Here is a 19,423-nt window from a genome sequence, read left to right as displayed (position 1 = left end):
TGCCGCTTTTCGCAGGACCGCACGGGCCGGCGACGCCCTGCCGCCCTTGCGCGAGCCTGCCATCACCGCGGTCGCGCTATGCTCCCGGCGCCCTCGATGCAGACCAAGTCCCATGCGCCATTTGATCGAACGCTATATCGACGCCTACAACCGCCTGGACGTGCAAGGCATGCTGGCGACGCTGCATCCGCAGGTCACTTTCGAGAACATCACCGCGGGCGTCACCACGGTCAGTACGCATGGCATCGAGGAGTTCCGCCGGTTGGCGCAGAGCACGCTGCCGCTGTTCGCGCGGCGACGGCAGACGGTGACGGCGTATGCCGAACGCGACGGCGTGGCCGAGGTGGCGATCGCTTTCGAGGGCGTGTTCGCGCTGGACCTGCCCAACGGCGCGCGCGCCGGCCAGGCGATCGCGCTGGACGGGCGCAGCGAGTTCCGTGTGCATGACGGGCTGCTGATCCACATCGCCGATATCAGCACCTGAGGCGGATGGGTAGTGGGCTGAAGCCCACCCTACGCGCCGCCGTGACTTGTAGGTTGGGCCTCAGCCCACCTTCCTCACACCGCCAGGCCGATCCCATGCGCCTCGCTGCCGGCTCGGCGCAGCAGCGCGTTGCGCCAGCGTTGCTGGGTGGCGCCGTCGGCGTCCTGCAGGAATTGCGGCTTGTTCGCCACCAGCGCCGCCACCGGCACGCCGTCTTCGTACAGCACGCGGGTGCCGGCAAGCGCGGGCAGCTTGTCGCCGGTCAGCACCGTGCCGACCAGGTTGAGCGGGTCGCTACCGCTCACGCACACCAGCTGCTGTGAAGGCGGTCGCTGGCGCACCGCGCGCAAGGCGCCGATCGCCTCGGGCAAGGCAAATTGCTCGCCGACCAGTCCTTCCACGAAGCGTCCGCCGCGGATCTCGCCGCGAGCCTCCAGCCGGTGGTACACGCGCAGCAGCTCGCGCCAGGAGGGCAGCCACGGGGCCTCGCGCTCGAGCAGCTTCCAGAACACCACGCCATAGCGGCGAAGCAGCACGCGTGCGATGTGCTCCGCATCTTCTGCTCCCTCTCCCCTCCGGGGAGAGGGTTGGGGTGAGGGGTCGCTCTTGCCTTGGCCCAACCCAGAGCCAGCGCTAGGTTGATTCCCCGCAAGCACCGACCCCTCATCCGACCCCTTCGGGGCCACCTTCCCCCCGGCGGGGAGAAGGACAGGGCGCGCCAGCGACCATCGCCCGGCATCCTCGATCTCGCTCAGAGCATGGCGCCGCGCACGCCGGTGCGGTCGAGAATCGCGCTTGGCCGCGGGCAGCAGCAGCGCGCGCAGGCCGGCGAAACTGTCCGCGCTGACGCGCCCGGCGGCGACGAGTTCGCCCAGCGCGTTCTCCAGTTCGGTACGCAGCAGGCGCGTGGCATCGAGCAGCTCGTCGAAGAACAGAGCGCCGTGCGCGGCCAGCGCATCGGCCACGGCCTGCGCGCGCGAGGAGAGCAGGGCCTCCTGCGCCTGTCCGTCCGACGCCATGGACGTCCAGACGGCCATCTGCCGGCGCGGCAGCAACACGATCGGCGTGGCGCGAACGGGTCCCGCGCTGCCGCCGCCGGCGCGCAGGCGGTTCCAGCCGAAGCGGCCGGCGCGGCACAGCTCGTCCAGCCAGCGGCTGGTGTAATCGCCCACGCGCGCGGGCAGCACTTCGGATTCCCACGCACCTGCGGCGGCCTCGAAGCCCTCCAGCTGATGCAGCGCAGCGATCAGGCCATCGGGACCCTCCAGCCGCGTGTCGGGCGACAGGTGCTGCCAGTCGGCGAAGAAGCGGAGCAGGTCGCGGCGGCTGACCGGTTCGATCTCGCGGCGCAGGCGGCCGATGGTGTAGCGATGGATGCGCGCGAGCAGGTGGCGTTCGCACCATTCGATGGCGGGCGCGTCCGGGGTGAAGCGGCCCTGCATGACGTAGCCTTCGGACTGCAGCCGCAGCAACACCGGATCGATATCGTCCGCTGCGACGGCGAGCGAGGCGGCGAGCGTATCGACGCTGACGGGGCCGAGGCCGCCAAGGCGGCGGCGGACCAGTTCGAGCAAGGCGTCGTCGCGGCTCCAGCATTGGGCCGCGTAGTCGGGTGGGACGCCGATGGGCGGGTGTGCCGTGGCGTTCGCATGCACGGCATGCCACAGCGGCAACACTTCGGCCGCGACCCACACATCCCCGGCCCTTCCGCTTGCAGTTTGCTCTTGGGTGGTTCCCGGCAAGCGCGGCCCCTCACCCCAGCCCTGTCCCCCATCTTTGATGGAAGCCGGGGGAGAGGGAGCAAGCACCAGGCGCGTCGCGCGGTGGTGCCTGGCGAGCGCCTCCAGACGTTCCTGCCAGCCGGTGTTGTCGCGTACCTCGCTGTCCGTGACAAAGCCCAGCAACGTCAGCGCCTCGTGCATCTCGTCGCCGCTGCGCACCTGCGGCCAGGCCTCCTCGCGCACGGCGGCGATCGCCTCCGGGTCGAGCCGGCCCAGGTCGTCGGCGTCCTCGGCATTCCAGCGCCGGTTCTGCACCGCCTGGGTACGGCGCTCTTCCAGTGGCGCATCGTCGAGGTAGGCGTAGGGCGCGGCGGTGAGCACTTCCGAGGCGAGCGGACTGGGGCCGGTGAGGTCGCGCGCGACCACCGTGATCGCGCCCGTCTCGAAACCGCGCAGGATGCGCAGCAGACCGTCGACATCCATCGCTTCGCGCAGGCAGTCGTGCAGGGTCTGGTTGACCAGTGGGTGGTCGGGAATCTCGCGCTCGCCGACGATGTTCTCCAGGCAGGCGACCTGATCGGGGAACACGGTGGCGAGCAGGTCCTCGCTCTTCATCCGCTGGATCTGCGGCGGCGTCTTCTTGCCGCCGGTGTAGCGCGGCAGCGCCAGCGCGGTCACTGCGTTCCAGCGCCAGCGTGCGGGAAACAGCGGCGCGTCCAGCAGCGCCTGCACCAGCACGTGCTCGGCGGAATTCGAATGCAGGTAGCGGGACACTTCCTCCAGCGGAAAGCTGTGGCTGGTCGAGAGCGACAGCACGATGGCATCTTCGGTCGCCGCCGCCTGCAGTTCGAAGTTGAACTGGCGGCAGAAGCGCTTGCGCAACGCCAAACCCCAGGCGCGGTTGATGCGGCTGCCGAACGGCGTGTGGATCACCAGTTGGGTGCCGCCGGCTTCGTCGAAGAAGCGCTCGAACACGATCGTGTGCTGGGTCGGCAGCACGCCGAGCGCGGCCTTGGCGCGGTGCAGGTAGTCGGCGAGCTGTTGCGCGGCCGCCTCGTTCATCGCCAGCGTGGTACGCAGCCACTCCATCACCGCGGGCAGCCCGCCGGCATCGAGCAGGTTGGCCACCTCCTCGCGCAGCCGCGCCACGCCGGAGGACAGCTCGTCGCTGCGCCCGGGCGCCTCGCCCAGCCAGAACGGAATGCTCGGCGGCGCGCCGTGCGCGTCCTCCACACGCAGCCGGTCCCGTTCCACACGCTGGATGCGGTAGCTGGTGTTGCCCAGCTGAAACACGTCGCCGGCCAGGCTCTCGACCGCGAAATCCTCGTTGACCGAGCCGACGATGGTCGATTGCGGTTCCAGCACCACCAGGTAATCGGCGGTGTCGGGAATGGTGCCGCCGGAAGTGACCGCGGTCAGCCGCGCATTGCGCCGCGCCCGCAATTGCCGGTGCACCGCGTCGCGGTGGATGTAGGCCGCGCGAGGGCCGCGGCGGGTGCTGAAGCCCTCGGCGAGCATGCGCACGATGGCGTCGAACTGCTCGCGCGGCAGTTCACGGTAGGGATGGGCGCCGCGCACCAGCGCGTACAGCGCGTCTTCGTCCCATTCCTGGCAGGCGATTTCCGCCACGAGCTGCTGGGCCAGCACGTCCAGCGGTTGCACCGGTTGCACCAGCGCATCGAGCTCGCCGCGGCGCACGCAGTCCAGCAGTGCGGCGCATTCGAGCAGGTCATCGCGGCTGGTCGGAAACAGGCGCGCCTTGGGCGTGCCGCTGACCGCGTGGCCGGAGCGGCCGGCTCGCTGCAGGAAGGCCGCGATCGAGCGTGGCGAGGCGAGCTGGCAGACCAGGTCGACGTCGCCGATGTCGATGCCCAGTTCCAGCGAGGCGGTGGCGACCAGCAGTTTCAGGTCGCCGCGCTTGAGGCGCTGTTCGGCGTCGAGACGCAGTTCCTTGGCCAGGCTGCCGTGGTGCGCGGCGACCGCTTCCTTGCCCAGCCGCTCGGCCAGGTGCCGCGCGGCGCGTTCGGCCATGCGACGGGTGTTGACGAATACCAGCGTGGTGCGGTGTTCGCGGGCGAGCTGGGCGAGGCGGTCGTAGACGGTGTCCCAGGCGTCGTTGGACATCACCGCTTCGAGCGGGACGGGCGGCACTTCGATGGCGAGGTCGCGCTGGCGGGTGTGGCCCACGTCAACAATCGCGCAGCGCAACCATTCCTTCTCCGATCCGGGGAGAAGGTAGCCCGAAGGGTCGGATGAGGGGTCGGGGCTCGCGGGGATTCGCGGCAAGAGATCCCCGCAAGATTGGCCCCTCACCTCAATCATCTCCCCGGAGGGGCGAGGAGGCGAAGGCGGCGCTTCGCGCTGCGAAAGCTCTGATAAAGGCGGGCGCGCACCGACCAGGAACCGCGCCACCTCATCGATCGGCTTCTGCGTCGCCGATAAGCCGATCCGCTGCAGCGGCCGCTGGCACAGCGATTCCAGCCGTTCCAGCGACAAAGCCAGGTGCGTGCCGCGCTTGGAATTGGCCAGTGCGTGGATCTCGTCCACGATCACCGTGCGCGTGCTTTCCAGCATTGCGCGTCCCGAGGCCGACCCCAGCAGCACGTACAGCGATTCGGGCGTGGTCACCAGGATGTGCGGGCTGACCTTGCGCATCAGCGCGCGCGCGGCCTGCGGCGTGTCGCCGGTGCGCACGGCGGTGCGGATCGCCACGTCGGGCAGGCCTTCGCGCTCCAGTTCCGCGCGGATGCCCTCCAGCGGCGCTTCAAGATTGATGTGGATGTCGTTGGACAGCGCCTTCAGCGGCGACACGTAGACCACCCGCGTCTGGTCCGGCAGCGCGCCGCCGTGGGCAACGCCCTCGCGCACGAGCGCATCGATGGCCGCCAGGAAGGCGGTCAGCGTCTTGCCCGAGCCGGTCGGCGCGGCCACCAGCGTGTGGCGGCCGGCATGGATGTTCGGCCACGCGCCGGCCTGCGCCGCGGTCGGCGCCGGAAAACTGCGCTGGAACCAGCGCGCGACGGCGGGATGGAAGTGTTCGAGCGGCACGGCGGCTTGAGAGCGGATGCGGGCGGAACCGATGATATAGGGGCGCGGCGGCTTTGCTTCGAGTGCCTGTTCAGCTTGTCGCGATCGGGCTACGGTACGGGTTCGGGAACGCAAAGGCAGGCGCGTGGAAGCTGTACGACAGGCAAGCGGGGGCAAGCTCGACTGGCTGACCCTGGCCGACAGCCGGCGGCTGTGCCTGCATGACTGGCCGCTGCCGGATGCGCGTGCTGGCGTGCTGATCGTGCACGGCCTGGGCGAACACGCCGGGCGCTATGGGCGGCTGGCGGCCTGGTTCAATGCGCGCGGCTATACCGTGCGCAGCTACGACCAGCGCGGCCATGGCCGCTCGCCAGGCCGGCGCGGCGCGCTTTCGCGGCCGCTCGAACTGCTCGATGGCCTGGCCGAGGTGCACCGGCGCTTCGCAGCAACGCTGGCGACGCCACCGCTGCTGCTGGGCCACAGCATGGGCGGGCTGGTCGCGCTGCGCGCGGTGCTGGACGGCTACGTGGCGCCGCGCGCGCTGGTGCTCTCCTCGCCGGCGCTGCGCACCTGGGAGCCGCGCTGGGAACAGGCCCTGGCCACGCGGCTGGCGCGCCTGCTGCCGAACCTGCCGCTGCGCAGTGGACTGCCGTTCGAGGCGCTTTCGCACGATGCCGCGGTGGTGGCGGCCTACCGCAAGGATCCGCTGCGCTCGGGCTGGATCACGCCGCGGCTGGCGCGGTTCATCTTCGACGGTGGACGGCATTGCATCGCGCGGGCCGCGGAACTGTCCGTACCCACGCTATTGCTGGTGGCCGGCGCCGACCGGCTGGTCGACGCCCGCGGCAGCTGCGCCTTCGCCGCGGCCGCCCAGGCTGGCGGGAAGCTGACCATGCGCGTATTCGACACGCTGTGCCATGAGCTGTTCAACGAGGCGGAGCCGGCACGCAGCGAGGTGCTGGCCCAGCTGGCGCAGTGGCTGGAGGTAAACCTGGGCGCCATGCGGGGCGTGCCCGTGCCGCATTCCTAGACAGGCGTGACGGATCCCCGCTTCGGTCCACCGCCGTCGGATCGCGACGGTGGGCTGAAGCCCACCCTACGGTGGGACGTCGGGGCCGACGCGCGGATCGTTCGATTCGCAGGGCGTGTGGCCACAACCGCAGGGGCCCTTGGCCGGCTCGTCGACGACCTGGCGGCAGTGGTCGGAGCAGTAGGTGTCACCGACCGGCACGCTGCAGTGACAGGCCGGGTGGGCGCAGCGCTGGTGGGCGGTGGCGTTCACGGCATCAACGCGAACTGCTGCCGGAAGCGGGCATGCCCATCGAGCCGCTGTTGTCCATCGGCGTGCCATCGGGGTGGCTCATGGCATCGTGTCCGCGGTCCGGGTTGCCGGCGATCTGCTCGGCCATCTGAAGATGGGTCTTCAGCGCCGGCAGCGTGGTGCTGGCGAACTGCTTGAGGTCGCTGTCGCTGGCGTTCTGGCTTTGCATGCCGAACATCTTGATGGCCTTGCGATGATCCTTGACCATGGTGTCGGCATAGGCCTGGTCGAAGGCGGTCCCGCTGAGCGCCTGCAGGCGGTCGGCCTCCTGCCTGGCCATCGGCATCGGCTCGGTCGGCAGGGTGACCTGCTTGCGCGCGGCGATGCTCATCAACTGGTTGTTGGCGTTGGTGTGGTCGGCGATGATGCGCTGGGCCAGTTGCTTGACCTGCGTCGAGGACGATTTGTCCAGCGCGATCTTGCCCATCCGGATCTCGGCTATCGAATCGGCGGCGGCGTGGCGCATGAACATCGCGTCATGGTTGCCGTTGCCGCTCATGCTTCTGCTCATGCTGTCGCTGCGGTCCGGGCTGGCGTTGCCCTGCGCGAAAGCCGTGCAGGCCAAGCCGGCCAGCAGCAATGTACCGAGCATCAGCGTGATGCGTCGTGCGGTCATGTCGTTCTCCTATGTGGGGGGTTTGCGGGGCCGCCGCTTGCGCGGGGCCCGGTCAATCGCCTTCCTCGTTCTTCTGGCCCTCCCGGCCGGACCGGGCCTGCACGCCCTCGCCGCCGCGGCGGCCATGGCTGGCTTCGCCGCCCTTGCGGCCGATCGCTGCCATGTGTTCGCGGTTGGAACTCACCGCCTCGCCACCTTTCTGGCCGGCGCGGCGCGCCTCCTCGGACGTGAACTGATGGGCGTGGCCGCTGGCATGCGCCGCACGGCCACCTTCGCTGGCGATCTCGCGCTGGCGTTCCTCGTCCATGCTGGCGAAGCCGCGCTTGCTGGTGCCGCTGCCTGGGTTCTTGCTGGACATGTCGGTGCTCTCTTTGTGCGTTCGGGGACGTCGAGCAGCGGGGGCCCGACGGCACGCCGCGTTGCGCGGCGGCTGCCGGGTGATCGCAACATCCATGCCAGTAACGAAAGTGCGGCGAACGCCGCCGTAACGCCGGCAACGTCGTCGACAGGCTGAACGCTGTCGTGCCTGCTCGGAAGCGGTCGCGGCAAAACTACAAAGCCGCTTGGAAAACTTGCCGAGTCGGGCAGCTAGGGGCGGTGACGGCAGCGTGCAGCGCGGGTAGACGTTTGGATGGCCGGGCGGGGCGAGGGCAGGCAGGCAGCGCAGTCGCAAAGCATGAAGGCGAACATTCGCGCCAAGGCCTAGCGGGTCAGCCGCCCTTGAGCCGGGCAGGTCGCTCGCGGCGAAGCGTCAGTTGATTTCGGACGGGGGTGGCGGGGGCGGGTCGGCGAGCAGGCCGCGGGCCAGTTCGGCACAGCGCAGGCAGCCGCGGCCGATCTGGTTGAGCACGGCGAGCACCTTGGCGTGTTCCTCGCGTTCGAGCATCAGCGCGGCCAGGTCCGTGCGCATCAGGATGACGTTGAGCGCGTTGTTGATCGCGTCGACCACTGGCACCGGGTCGGCGCTCTGTTCCTGTTCGTTGGCTTCGCGCCGTTCGCGCTGCAGCAGCACGGCCAGCCAGGCGCCGACATGGGCCAGCGCCGCGCGTTCCTCGGCGTCGAGCGTGCGCGGCCGGTACAGCGCCAGGCCCAGCGCGGCGGCAGGCCGGCGTTGGCGCCGGCAGGGCAGGGCGATCGCGCGCAGGCGGGCGGTGCCGCTGCGCTCATGTGCATCGGTGCGCTCCACGGTGCGCGCCGTGCGCAGTGATTGCGCGGCCAGTTGCCCGGCCAGCGCGCGCGCCTCGCGGCGCGTGGCTGGCGGCGGCGGCAGCTGCCAGCAATAGCGGCCCTGCCCGCTCGGGCGATGCGGCGCCACCAGCAGGCAGACCTCGGCGTGCCACTGCATGCCGACGTGCTGCAACAGGCGGGTGATCGCCTGATCCGCGGAGGAGGCGTCGAGCGCTTGCAGGGTGGTCGGCAGCGGCAGGGGGATGGGGGTGATGGCGGAGCTTGCCGGGCGTGCATTCATGTCATTCGCGGTCTTCGTGCTGGTAGCGCGACAGCTTGTTGTAGATCGTCTTGAGGCTGACCCCCAGCGCCTCGGCCGTTCGCGTCTTGTCGTTGTCGAAATGCGCCAGCGTGCGCAGCAGCATCTGCTTTTCCATTTCCTCGATGGTCATGCCGATGCGGAAAGGCATGCTGCCGTGCTCGTGTGCCTGGTGCAGCGGGTGCTGCGGCGGTTGTGCGATGTGCATGTCCAGCTCTTCGCCGGACATCACCCAGGCCCGTTGCACGGCGTGCTTGAGCTCGCGCGCGTTGCCGGGCCAGTCGTAAGTCAGTAGCCGGCGCGTGGCATCGGGCGCGAACCGCCGCGTGGTGCCGTAGCGATCATTGAGCCGGTCCAGGAAGCGCTGGGCCAGCAGCGGGATGTCGCTGGCGTGGTCGCGCAGCGGCGGCATCGCCAGGGGAAAATCCATCAGGCGGTAGTAGAGGTCGGCGCGCAGCACGCCCTCGCGCACAGCCTGCAGCGGGTCGCGGTTGGTCGCGGCGATCACGCGCACGTCCACCGGCTTGCTGGCGCTGGCGCCGACGCGGGTGACGTCGCGCTCCTCCAACACGCGCAGCAGGTGGGTCTGCAACTGCAGCGGCATCTCGGTGCATTCGTCCAGGAACAGCGTGCCGCCCTGTGCCTGTTCGAAGAAGCCGGCGTGGTCTTTCACCGCGCCGGTGAAGCTGCCGCGCTCGTGGCCGAACAACTGGCTGGTGAGCAGGTCCGGCGCGATCGCGCCGCAGTTGACCGCGACAAAGCGCCCGCTGCGCTCGCTGAACTCGTGCAGCGCGCGCGCGGCCAGCTCCTTGCCGGTGCCGCTTTCGCCGTAGATCAGCACGGTCACGTCCAGCGGCGCGACGCGGCGGATCTTGTCGAACAGGCGTTGCATCACCGCACTGGCGCCGATCAGCTCGCCGCAGCGCTCGTCACCACCCTCCGGCGCGGCACACAGCTTGGCCGCGGCGATCGCCTGGTCGAGCAGGCGGTTGAGCTGGACGCCGTCGATCGGCTTGATCAGGTAATCCAGCACGGGCAGTTGCAGTGCGCGCACGGCGGTCTCCACCGAGGGGTGTCCGGTCACCACGACCACCTGTCCAGCCTGCTGCGGGTCCAGCCGGCCGATCAGCTCCAGCCCGTGCCCGTCCGGTAGTGACAGGTCGAGCATCAGCAGGTCGAAGCGTTGTTCGGCGACGAGCTTGAGCGCATGCGCAAGGCTGGCGGCGCCGGTGACGGTGCATTCTTTCGATTCGGCGAAGGCAGTTACCACGTCTAGGAATTGGAGGTCGTCGTCAACGAGCAGGATGGAAGCGTTCGTCGGCACAATTTCACCGGGGTGGGGTCATCGACCACAGGCTGTCGCGTGGAGGGAGCGGGTGCGCCATGCGTACCCGTGCATCCACGGCGACAGCCGCAGCTGTGCAGCGCATGGCGGATCGGCGTGGACAGCACCGACCTTGCCGCAAGCGAAGTGCAAGCTGCGTCGAAGAGTTGTTCTAGCTTGTAGGCGATGCCTGACACGCGCTCAGCGCATGCCGCACGCGTGTCCGCCCCCCGGGGCATCCGGCGACACCCCTAATGTCTGCTGCGTCCGCCGATATCGCCTCCCGGATCGCTCGCGCCGGTCGCCGGCTTCGATGAACCGCCGCCGGCGCTGCTGCCTTGCGCCGGCGAACCGATGGCGCCAGGCAAGGCCTGCGCGCCGCCCGCGTCGCCCTCGCCGCGATCGACGCGCAGGTGGTTCTGGATGTCCTTGACGCCGCCCAGGTCGTCGATGAGGTCTTCGGCCTGATGCTTCATCCAGCGCGCACTCACGCTGCCTTCGAGTGTGACCGTAGCCTGACTGACCTTGACCTCGATGTCGCTGGCATCCAGGTCGGCGTCGGTGAGGCGCTCGCAGGCCAGCTCGCGCAGGCGTTCGTCGCTGCGCTGGTAGCCCCGCGGCGGGGTGCCGCGAAAGTGGCCGCGCTCGTCGCTGCCGTCGAACCAGTAGCGCTTGCCCTGCTGGCGGAACCCCGCGCTGCCGTAGGTGTCCTCGTGCGCGCGCTGGCTGCCTTCTCCGCCGCGACCGGGCCGGTGGGTCGTGCCGTAGCGCGGGCCCTGGTAGTCGTGTTCCTGCGTCCAGCTCGCGTGCGCGTAGTCGCTGCGCGCATCGTCCTGCCGGCTGCCCTGGCCATAGGCGCGCGTGGCGTCGTAGCCACTGTTGCTCTGGCGGTGGTCGCCGCGGTCGCGGCCGTGCTCGCGGTGGCGCGAGCCCGGGTTCGGATGCTCCTGTGCGAAATGACGTTCGGCCTCGGTATCCAGCCCGTAGCGCGCGTCGCCGCGGGCATCGCGCGGGCGCGACCACAGCTCCTCGTCGTCGCGGTAGCCGCCGTCGCGGGCCGACCGTTCGGCCCGGCGGCCCTCGTCGCGGGGCGGATGCGCGGCCTGCCAGGGATGCTCGGCGGCCCAGCCGTCGTCGCTTTCGTAGGTGCGTACCTGCCGCCGCGCCTCGTAGGGATCGCGCAGGTTGCGTTCGCGGATATCGTCACCGCGAGTGCGGTAGCGCGAGCGTTCGTCGTCGTCGTGTCGGCTCATGGGGACTCCTTTGGGGGCAATGGGCCACGTCGGATGGCAACGTGCGAAAAAATTGCCAGCGTCGATGTCAACTTTTGCGTCAGTTCAACCAGCAGCGCGTGGGTGTGCCGGGCTCGCCGATGCGCGGCACCGGCAGGCCGGGCTCATGCGGATCGATCGCCGGCATGTCCGGCTCGCGCGGCCGCGGCGCGCGTACCGGGTCTCCCGGGTCGTAGGGCTGCGGTGGCGTGGGATCGGGCGGTAGCGATTCGGGATCGCCGACCGGCTTGGACGGCACCATCCCACCGATCGGCATGCGTGGCATGCGGATCGGTCGGACGGCCGGCGGACAGGGCAGGAACAGATGCATGGGAGACCTCGTGGAAGGAGGATCACCCTTGGGTCATACAAGCCACGTGCCAAGCACGCTGCGCGAACGGCGACAGGCCCGGCCACGCGTACGGCCGTTGCAGCTTTTACCGGGCCCGGCAGTTTTTACAGGCAGGCGCCTGCCTGCAAGTCAGGGGATCGCCATTCAGTCCATCCACGCGCGTGTGGCCCGGTGGACCGAAGCCCGCCCTATGGGATTTGCGCGCGCTCGAGCGGAGTAGGCAGCAGCGTGCGCATGCGCTGGACCAGGGTGTCGAACTCGAACGGCTTGGTCAGCAGGTCGGTGTTGGCGTCGAGCGTCCAGTCCTCCGGCATCGTCTCGGCGTAGCCGGTCACGAACAGCACCTTCAGGTCCGGCCGGTGATGCCGCCCGATCTCGATCATCTGCAGGCCGGTGAGGCCCGGAAGGCCGATGTCGGAGACCACCATGTCGATGTGCTCGGCCGATTCGATCCGCGACAGGCCGGCGTGGCCGTCGCGCGCCTCCATCACGCGGTAGCCCAGCTCGCGCAGCTTGCCGGCGATGAGGTCGCGCACCACGTCCTCGTCCTCCACCAGCAGGATGGTTTCGCCGGCGGCAGGTTCCCAGTCCCGGCCCGGGTTGCGGTCGTCCAGCGCACGCATGCTGCGGCGCTCGCCGCTGGGCAGGTAGACCGACACGGTGGTGCCGCGGCCCGGTTCGCTGTCCAGCTCGATGGCACCGCGCGACTGGCTGACGAAGCCATGGATCATCGACAGCCCCAACCCGGTGCCGCGGCCCTTGGGCTTGGTGGTGAAGAACGGATCGAATGCGCGCGCGCGCACGTCGGCGCTCATGCCCACGCCGGTGTCGCTGACCTGCAGCAGCAGCGTCGGCGCATCGCGCAGGCTGTGCGGCCGGTGCAGCGGGCCTTCGCCCGGCGGCACCGAAGCGGTGCGGATGGTCAGGCGGCCGCCCTCGGGCATGGCGTCGCGGGCATTGATCGAAAGGTTGAGGATCGCGCTCTCGAGCAGGTTGGGATCGCACATCACCGGCAGCAGCGAGGGCGCCAGATCCAGCTTCAGCTCGACCCGTTCGCCCAGCGTGGCCGGCAGCAGTTCGGCGATCTGCGCGACCAGATCGTTCAGGTTGACGCTGCGCGGCGCCAGCGGCTGGCGCCGCGCGAAGGCGAGCAGGCGATGGGTCAGCGTGGCCGCCCGCTTGGCCGACTCCAGCGCGTTGCCGAGAAAGCGGTCGACGTCCTGGCGGCCGGCGGCCAGACGCATCTCGACCACTTCCAGCGAGCCGATGATGCCCTGCAGGAGATTGTTGAAATCGTGCGCCATGCCGCCGGTAAGCTGGCCCAGCGCCTCGATCTTCTGCGACTGGAACAGCTGCGCGCGGGTGTCCTCCAGGTGCCGCTCGGCATCCACGCGCTCGGTGATGTCGCGGGTGATCTTGGCAAAGCCCAGCAGTCGGCCGTCGTTGTCGCGGATCGCGTCGACGGCGATCTCGGCCATGAAGCGCGAGCCGTCCTTGCGCACCTGCCAGTCGACCACGTCGTAGCGGCCGGCCTCGCTGGCCACCGTCATCGCGGTCTGCGCCACCAGCGGATTGACGAAGAACTGCGACAGCGGCCGGCCGATGATCTCCGAGGCGGTGTAGCCCTTGATGCGTTCGGCACCGGTATTCCAGTCAGTGACGATGCCGTTGGCGTCGAGCATGCAGATCGCGCAGTCGGTGACGCCGTCGACGAACAGGCGGAAGCGCCGATCCACCTCGCGCAACTGCGTTTCGGTGAGCCGCCGCTCGGTGATGTCGCGGGTAACCATGGCAAAGCCGAGCAGGCTGCCGTGCTCGTCGCGCATCGCGTCGCACACCACGTGCGCCCAGAAGCGGCTGCCGTCGCGGCGCAGCCGTTCGGCCTCCTCCTGGAAGCGGCCGTGCGCGGCGGCCATGTGCAGGATCAGTTCGGGGCGACCGCCGTGGCGCTCCTCTTCGGTATGCAGCAACGCGAACGCCCGGCCGACGATGTCGGCGGCTCGATGGCCGTGGATCTGCTCGGCGCCGGCATTCCAGCTGCGGATGCGGCCTTGGCGGTCGACCATGAAGATGGCGTAGTCCCGGATGGACTGCACCAGCAGTTGGTAGGCGTTGGTTGCGCTCGTCTCCATGCCACCGTCCTTGCACAGCAAGCACCGCGCCACGGCCGTCCACGACGGTGTCATCGGTATCTGGGTCCCGGGCAAAAGGATTGCAGCCGCGGCGCGACCGGGTTGCGCATGGCGGGCTCCAACCGAAGCTACCTCAAGTAGCTAGCGAGATAAACCGGGATAGGGCGGCGTGCCCTCATTCGCGACGGCGCAGGCGCGGGCGTTCTTGGCGCGGGCGTCGGCGATGGCCGCCAGCAGCGCCTTGCGATCGTACGGCTTGGGCAGGAAGGTGGCGGTCGGGCCGAGCCGGTCGCTGGAGGCTTCCGGATCGCCGGAGATCACCACCACGGCGGCGTTCGAGCCGCGCCGGCGCAGTTCCTCGGTCATGCTGATGCCGTCCTGGCCGCCGCCGATGTTGACGTCGGTGACGATCACGTCGATCTGGGGCTGTTCGTCCATGAGCCGGATGCCGCTGCTGGCATCGCGTGCGGAAAGCACCTGGTAGCCGGCCGCGTCAAGCAACAGCGCCATAACCTCGCGCGTGTCCGAGTCGTCTTCCACCAGCAATACAAGGTTGTCCTTCGCCATGACCCCTCCACTCGCCCGCGCGGCCAGAACCGTGAATCCTGACGACACAGAAGTGACAGAAGCGTGCAGGCTGAAGCGCTGCTGCGTCAAGCATCGAGCAGCCGATCTTCGGTCAGCGGTTCAGAAATGTCATGTCCCGTGGATCGCCGTTGGGCCGAGGCTGCTATCGGTAGTCTTAAGAATCCGTCGGTAACGGATCAACGGGCTCTTCGACAGCGCGTTTCTGGCGGTAAACCCTTGAAGGAAACCGCAAAAAATTTGCGCCGGGTTAACACCGGATATTCACCTGGATGACGCCGGCCTTTCACCGTCACCTGCCTAGGCTCGTTTCTTTCAACGGACAGGAGCGGCAGATCGTGAGGCATGATCCGGCACGTCGGGATTTCCTTCGGCTCGTCGGCGTGGCGGTACCGGCCAGCATGGTGCTGTGCGCCTGCGGCGGCCGGGACACCGGCGCCCATGGACAGGCAAACGCCTTCTTCGCGCCGGAGGAAATGGACTTCATCCGCGCCGCGACCGGACGCCTGATCCCCAAGGACGCGCTCGGTCCCGGCGCGGACGAGGCCGGCGTGCCCGAATTCCTGGACCTGCAACTGGCCGGGCCCTACGGCCGCGCCGAGCGCTGGTACATGAAGGGTCCCTGGCCGCGCGGCAGCAACAGCCAGGGCTATCAGCTGCGCTACACGCCGGCGCAGATCTATCGCCAGGCCATCGCCGGCATCGACAAGCATTGCCAGGCACACTACCGGCAACCGTTCGCCAAACTGAAAGCCGACCAGCAGGACGAAGTGCTGCACGCGCTCGAGGATGGCAACGTGAAGCTCGGCGACCTGCATTCGAAAACCTTCCTCGACCTGCTCTGGCAGAACACCCAGGAGGGCTTTCTTGCCGATCCGGCCTACGGCGGCAACCGCGATTTTGCCGGCTGGAAGCTGATCGGCTTCCCCGGCCCGCGCTACAACTACGTGCGCGAGATCGGCCAGTACGGGAAGCCCTACCAGCAACCGTTCGTCAGCCTGATCGGACGCGCGCCGACCGCGGCGATGGCGCACGCCGCAGGGGCCGCCTGATGGCGCGGCGCATGCCGCCGGTGGACGTGGTGCTGGTCGGCTTCGGCTGGACCGCCTCGATCATCGCGCAGGAGCTGACCGACGCCGGCGTGCAGGTGCTGGCGCTCGAGCGCGGCGCCTGGCGCGACACCGTGCCGGACTTCGCCACCGACCACATCCAGGACGAGCTGCGCTACGCGGTGCGCAAGCAGATCTTCGAATCGCCCGAGCGCGAAACGCTGACCTTCCGCAACGACGCCAGCCAGACCGCGCTGCCGATGCGCCACCTGGGCTCGTTCCTGCCCGCCGCCGGCGTGGGCGGCGCCGGCGTGCACTGGAACGGCCAGTGCTGGCGCTTCCTGCCGCAGGATTTCGTGATCCGCACGCACACCGAGCAGCGCTACGGCAAGGGCTTCATTCCCGAGGGCATGAACCTGCAGGACTGGGGTGTCACCTACGAGGAGCTCGAACCGCACTACGACCGCTTCGAATACCTCTGCGGCGTCTCCGGCCAGGCCGGCAACGTGGGCGGCCAGCTGGTGGCCGGCGGCAACCCGTTCGAAGGGGCCCGCCAGCGCGGTTATCCGCTGCCGCCGCTGGAGCGCAGCGCCTCGACCGTGCTGTTCGACAAGGCCGCGCGCGAGGTCGGCTTCAAGCCGTTCCCGTGCCCCGCGGCCAACGCCTCGCGGCCGTATCGCAACCCGCTGGGCGTGCAGATGGGGCAGTGCACCTACTGCGGCTACTGCGAGTGGTTCGGCTGCGGCAACTACTCCAAGGCCAGCCCGCAGACCACGATCCTGCCGGTGCTGCTGCAGAAGGACAACTTCCACTTCAAGACCCACTGCGCGGTCACCCGCGTCAACACCGACCACACCGGCAAGCGCGCTACCGGCGTCACCTACGTCGACGTCGAGGGCAACGAGATCGAGCAGCCGGCGCAGATGGTGGTGCTGTGCGCCTTCGCCCAGCACAACGTGCACCTGCTGCTGGTGTCGAAGATCGGCCAGCCCTACGACCCGGTCTCCAACACCGGCGTGGTCGGGCGCAACTACGCCTACCAGATCACCTCCTCGGCCGAGGTGTTCCAGAAGGAGCGGCTCAACCCGTTCATGGGCGCCGGCGCGCTGGGCCAGGCCATCGACGAGTTCAACGGCGACAACTTCGACCACGGCCCGCAAGGGTTCATCGGCGGCGGCTACGTCGCGCTGTGGAATACCGGCGGGCGGCCGATCCTGCAGCACTACCTGCCCGAGAATGCGCCCAAGTGGGGCGCCGGCTGGAAGAAGGCGATGCATGAGAACTATCTGACCGCCTGCTCCGTCGTCACCCACGGCAGTGTGATGAGCTACCGCTCCAGCTACCTGGACCTGGATCCGACCTGGCGCGACGTCTACGGCAACCCGCTGCTGCGGCTGACCTTCGACTTCCAGCCTAACGAACTGAAGATGTCGGGCTTCCTCACCGACAAGGCCGCGCAGATCGGCCGCGCGATTCCCGGCGCCACCGTGCACGAGAAGAAGCGCCAGGGGCCGTACTCGATCGTGCCCTACCAGACCACCCACAACACCGGCGGCGCGGTGATGGGCAACGATCCGAAGACCTCGGTGGTCAACCGCTACCTGCAGAGCTGGGACGTGCCCAACCTGTGGGTGATGGGCGCCTGTGCATTCCCCCAGAACGCCGGCTACAACCCCACCGGCACGGTGGGTGCGCTGACTTTCTGGTCGGCCGCGGCGATGAAGCGCTATCTGAAGAACCCCGGCCCGCTGGTGACGGCATGAGGGCTTCGCTTGCCAGGTTTTCGCAGCGGCGGATGGGCTTGCGCAGAAGCCTGGCGCTGGCGGGCCTGCTCCTCGCCGCCGTGCTTTGCAGCGCCTGCAGCCCGGACCGCGAACCGGCCGCCCCCTCGACCGTCAAGCTTGGCCAGCGCATGAGCGCCGGCCCGTGGGGCGACATCTCCCGCGGCCGCTACCTCGTGCATGCCGGCGACTGCAAGGCCTGCCATACCGCGCCCGGCGGCGCGCCCTTCGCCGGCGACCGCGCCATTCCCACGCCGTTCGGCACCATCTACTCGAGCAACATCACGCCCGATCCGGAAACCGGCATCGGCCGCTGGACCGACGAAGATTTCTATCGCGCCATGCACGAGGGCATTGACCGCCTCGGCAACCACCTGTACCCGGCCTTCCCCTATCCCTGGTACACGCGGATGAGCCGCGACGACGTGCGGGCGATCAAGGCCTACCTGGACACGCTCGCGCCGGTGCGCCAGAACCATCGCGAAAACGAACTGCCCTGGCCGCTCGGCCAGCGTGGCGTGCTGGCGGTGTGGAACGGCATGTTCTTCGACGAGGGCACCTACCGGCCCGATCCGGACCGCTCGGCACAGTGGAATCGCGGTGCCTATCTGGTCAAGGGCCCGGGCCACTGCGGTGCCTGCCACAGCGACAAGAATCTGGCCGGCGCCACCGACGAGGACGATCCGCTCACCGGCGGCTTCGCCGAACATGCCTTCGCGCCCAACCTGGCCGGCGGCATTCGCGACGGCCTGGGCACATGGACCGGGCAGGACATCGTGCAATACCTGCGCACCGGCCGGAACGGCCGCACCGCCGCCGCCGGGCCGATGGCCGAGGTGATCGAGCAGTCGACCCAGTACCTGAGCAAGCCCGATCTCGAGGCCATCGCGGTCTACCTCAAGAGCCTGCCGGCGACCAAGGATGCATCCGTCGCCAGCGTCGACAAGGACACCCTCGGCCGCGGCGCGGCGTTGTACGTCGACAACTGCGCCGGATGCCATCTCGGCGAGGGCCAGGGCGAACTGGGCGCCTTCCCGCCGCTGCGCAAGAGCACCGCCGTGCAAGCCCAGAGCGCCGACACGCTGATCGGCGTGATCCTCAACGGCGCGCGCATTCCCCGCACCGAAGCCGAGCCGACCGGGCTGGCCATGCAGGGCTTCGCCGACCACCTCGACGACGCCCAGATCGCCACCCTCACCACCTATATCCGCAACGCCTGGGGCAACCACGCCGAGGCGGTGGATGCGGGCCACGTGGAGGATCTGCGCGAGACCTTGCGCAAGTCGCCGGATGGCTGATGCTTTTGCTCACGCTCTGCTCCCTCTCCCCTTCGGGGAGAGGGCAGGGGTGAGGGGCGGGGGGCTTGCGGGGAAGGATTTCCGTGGGGGGCTCCCCGCAAGAGCGACCCCTCACCTCAATCCTCTTCCCTCAGGGGAGAGGAGGCGCTTCGCGCCCGCGCTACTTGAAAAAGCCGCACGCGCTTCACGCCACGCCTGCCATGGTAGACGGCGAACGCTCGCTTGAAGGGATCACCACGAGAGGGCGATGACCCAGATCTTCCATCCGCGTTTCGGCTTGGTCGTCAAGCTCACCCTGCTCGCGCTGCTGGCCCTGGCCAGCGCCGCGGTATTGGCATGGCGTGGATTGACCAACGAGGCGCACCGCGTCGGCGAGGCGGTGGAGCAACCCGTCCCCTTCAGCCACAAGCACCACGTCGGCGACGACGGCATCGACTGCCGCTACTGCCACGACACGGTGGAAACCTCCTCCTTCGCCGGCATCCCGCCGATCTCCACCTGCATGACCTGCCACTCGCAGCTGTACACCGACCAGGCCGTGCTCCAGCCGGTGGTCGAAAGCTGGCAACGCGGCGTGGCGCTGCACTGGAACCGGGTGCACCAGCTGCCGGACTTCGTCTACTTCAACCATTCCATTCACGTCGCCAAGGGCGTCGGCTGCGAAAGCTGCCACGGCCGCGTCGACCGCATGCCGCTGACCCTGCGCACGCAGTCGCTGTCGATGGAGTGGTGCCTGGACTGCCACCGCGCGCCGCAGAAATACCTGCGCCCGCGCACGCAGGTGTTCACCATGGGGTGGAAGGCGAAAGACCAGGAGAAGCTCGGCCTGGCGCTGGTCGAGCGCTACCACATCGATACCCGCCGCCTGACGGACTGCTCGGTATGTCATCGCTGACCCCTCGGAAACCGCGCTCCGCTGTAGGAGCCCACTTGTGGGCGATGCTCCTGCACTCGGCGCTCACAGGCGGGCTCCTGC

General features: G+C 69.1%; 14 protein-coding genes and 2 pseudogenes. 6 read left to right on the top strand and 10 right to left on the bottom strand.

The window, feature by feature from the left end:
• Nucleotides 1-112: 112 nt before the first annotated feature.
• Nucleotides 113-484 (top strand): nuclear transport factor 2 family protein, encoded by a 372-nt coding sequence (locus OSC30_RS05850; RefSeq protein WP_267170908.1) that lies wholly within the window; start codon nucleotides 113-115, stop codon nucleotides 482-484.
• A gap of 74 nt (nucleotides 485-558) precedes the next feature.
• On the opposite strand, the pseudogene OSC30_RS05845 reads toward OSC30_RS05850, so the two are convergent.
• Together OSC30_RS05845 and OSC30_RS16920 are read right to left on the bottom strand one after the other, a co-directional pair.
• Nucleotides 559-4,410, bottom strand: a pseudogene (locus tag OSC30_RS05845) (Lhr family helicase); the annotation flags it as partial.
• Between the two features lie 132 nt (nucleotides 4,411-4,542).
• Nucleotides 4,543-5,253: pseudogene (locus OSC30_RS16920) on the bottom strand (DEAD/DEAH box helicase); the annotation flags it as partial.
• Nucleotides 5,254-5,377: 124 nt separating this feature from the next.
• On the opposite strand from OSC30_RS16920, the gene OSC30_RS05840 reads away from it, so the two are divergent.
• Nucleotides 5,378-6,262, top strand: coding sequence for an alpha/beta hydrolase (locus tag OSC30_RS05840; protein ID WP_267170906.1), 885 nt, complete (start codon nucleotides 5,378-5,380; stop codon nucleotides 6,260-6,262).
• A gap of 256 nt (nucleotides 6,263-6,518) precedes the next feature.
• Here OSC30_RS05840 and OSC30_RS05835 read toward each other — a convergent pair whose 3' ends face one another.
• The 8 genes from OSC30_RS05835 to OSC30_RS05800 all read right to left on the bottom strand — a co-directional run bounded on the left by OSC30_RS05835 (nucleotide 6,519) and on the right by OSC30_RS05800 (nucleotide 14,301).
• Nucleotides 6,519-7,169: a DUF4142 domain-containing protein gene (locus OSC30_RS05835; RefSeq protein WP_267170905.1), complete on the bottom strand. Its 651-nt coding sequence runs from the start codon at nucleotides 7,167-7,169 to the stop codon at nucleotides 6,519-6,521.
• Nucleotides 7,170-7,221: 52 nt separating this feature from the next.
• Nucleotides 7,222-7,527 carry a KGG domain-containing protein gene (locus OSC30_RS05830; protein WP_267170904.1) on the bottom strand — a complete coding sequence of 102 codons (306 nt, stop codon included), beginning with the start codon at nucleotides 7,525-7,527 and terminating at the stop codon, nucleotides 7,222-7,224.
• 393 nt (nucleotides 7,528-7,920) lie between these two features.
• The gene (locus OSC30_RS05825; protein ID WP_267170903.1) at nucleotides 7,921-8,637 is read right to left on the bottom strand and encodes a sensor histidine kinase; all 717 of its coding nucleotides are present in this window, start codon (nucleotides 8,635-8,637) and stop codon (nucleotides 7,921-7,923) included.
• A 1-nt stretch (nucleotide 8,638) separates the two neighbouring features.
• The gene (locus tag OSC30_RS05820) at nucleotides 8,639-9,979 is read right to left on the bottom strand and encodes a sigma-54-dependent transcriptional regulator (protein WP_267170902.1); all 1,341 of its coding nucleotides are present in this window, start codon (nucleotides 9,977-9,979) and stop codon (nucleotides 8,639-8,641) included.
• A 251-nt stretch (nucleotides 9,980-10,230) separates the two neighbouring features.
• Nucleotides 10,231-11,232, bottom strand: coding sequence for a BON domain-containing protein (locus OSC30_RS05815; protein WP_267170901.1), 1,002 nt, complete (start codon nucleotides 11,230-11,232; stop codon nucleotides 10,231-10,233).
• A 79-nt stretch (nucleotides 11,233-11,311) separates the two neighbouring features.
• On the bottom strand, nucleotides 11,312-11,581 hold the full coding sequence (locus OSC30_RS05810; protein ID WP_267170900.1) for a hypothetical protein: 270 nt from the start codon (nucleotides 11,579-11,581) through the stop codon (nucleotides 11,312-11,314).
• Between the two features lie 209 nt (nucleotides 11,582-11,790).
• A complete protein-coding gene (locus tag OSC30_RS05805) occupies nucleotides 11,791-13,734 on the bottom strand; it encodes a hybrid sensor histidine kinase/response regulator (RefSeq protein WP_267170899.1) in 1,944 nt (647 codons plus the stop codon).
• Between the two features lie 141 nt (nucleotides 13,735-13,875).
• A complete protein-coding gene (locus OSC30_RS05800) occupies nucleotides 13,876-14,301 on the bottom strand; it encodes a response regulator (RefSeq protein WP_267170898.1) in 426 nt (141 codons plus the stop codon).
• Nucleotides 14,302-14,657: 356 nt separating this feature from the next.
• On the opposite strand from OSC30_RS05800, the gene OSC30_RS05795 reads away from it, so the two are divergent.
• From OSC30_RS05795 to OSC30_RS05780, 4 genes are all read left to right on the top strand, one after another.
• Entirely contained in the window at nucleotides 14,658-15,371 is a 714-nt protein-coding gene (locus tag OSC30_RS05795; protein ID WP_267170897.1) for a gluconate 2-dehydrogenase subunit 3 family protein, read from the top strand.
• Entirely contained in the window at nucleotides 15,371-17,131 is a 1,761-nt protein-coding gene (locus tag OSC30_RS05790) for a GMC family oxidoreductase (protein WP_267170896.1), read from the top strand. The genes OSC30_RS05795 and OSC30_RS05790 overlap by 1 nt, the downstream gene beginning before the upstream one ends.
• A gap of 32 nt (nucleotides 17,132-17,163) precedes the next feature.
• Entirely contained in the window at nucleotides 17,164-18,447 is a 1,284-nt protein-coding gene (locus OSC30_RS05785; RefSeq protein ID WP_267170895.1) for a c-type cytochrome, read from the top strand.
• A gap of 247 nt (nucleotides 18,448-18,694) precedes the next feature.
• Nucleotides 18,695-19,342 carry a cytochrome c3 family protein gene (locus OSC30_RS05780; protein ID WP_267170894.1) on the top strand — a complete coding sequence of 216 codons (648 nt, stop codon included), beginning with the start codon at nucleotides 18,695-18,697 and terminating at the stop codon, nucleotides 19,340-19,342.
• Nucleotides 19,343-19,423 lie beyond the last annotated feature (81 nt).

It is taken from the genome of Frateuria hangzhouensis, from assembly GCF_026410505.1.
Lineage (GTDB): Bacteria > Pseudomonadota > Gammaproteobacteria > Xanthomonadales > Rhodanobacteraceae > Frateuria_A > Frateuria_A hangzhouensis.
This window is presented reverse-complemented; position numbering and strand designations above follow the sequence as displayed.

What these genes read in the sequence shown, in the direction of transcription:
- OSC30_RS05850 (WP_267170908.1), top strand. Translation starts at nt 113, where the DNA reads ATGCGCCATTTGATCGAACGCTATATCGACGCCTACAACCGCCTGGAC.
- OSC30_RS05835 (WP_267170905.1), bottom strand. Translation starts at nt 7,169, where the DNA reads ATGACCGCACGACGCATCACGCTGATGCTCGGTACATTGCTGCTGGCC.
- OSC30_RS05830 (WP_267170904.1), bottom strand. Translation starts at nt 7,527, where the DNA reads ATGTCCAGCAAGAACCCAGGCAGCGGCACCAGCAAGCGCGGCTTCGCC.
- OSC30_RS05825 (WP_267170903.1), bottom strand. Translation starts at nt 8,637, where the DNA reads ATGAATGCACGCCCGGCAAGCTCCGCCATCACCCCCATCCCCCTGCCG.
- OSC30_RS05815 (WP_267170901.1), bottom strand. Translation starts at nt 11,232, where the DNA reads ATGAGCCGACACGACGACGACGAACGCTCGCGCTACCGCACTCGCGGT.
- OSC30_RS05810 (WP_267170900.1), bottom strand. Translation starts at nt 11,581, where the DNA reads ATGCATCTGTTCCTGCCCTGTCCGCCGGCCGTCCGACCGATCCGCATG.
- OSC30_RS05805 (WP_267170899.1), bottom strand. Translation starts at nt 13,734, where the DNA reads ATGGAGACGAGCGCAACCAACGCCTACCAACTGCTGGTGCAGTCCATC.
- OSC30_RS05800 (WP_267170898.1), bottom strand. Translation starts at nt 14,301, where the DNA reads ATGGCGAAGGACAACCTTGTATTGCTGGTGGAAGACGACTCGGACACG.
- OSC30_RS05790 (WP_267170896.1), top strand. Translation starts at nt 15,371, where the DNA reads ATGGCGCGGCGCATGCCGCCGGTGGACGTGGTGCTGGTCGGCTTCGGC.
- OSC30_RS05785 (WP_267170895.1), top strand. Translation starts at nt 17,164, where the DNA reads ATGGGCTTGCGCAGAAGCCTGGCGCTGGCGGGCCTGCTCCTCGCCGCC.
- OSC30_RS05780 (WP_267170894.1), top strand. Translation starts at nt 18,695, where the DNA reads ATGACCCAGATCTTCCATCCGCGTTTCGGCTTGGTCGTCAAGCTCACC.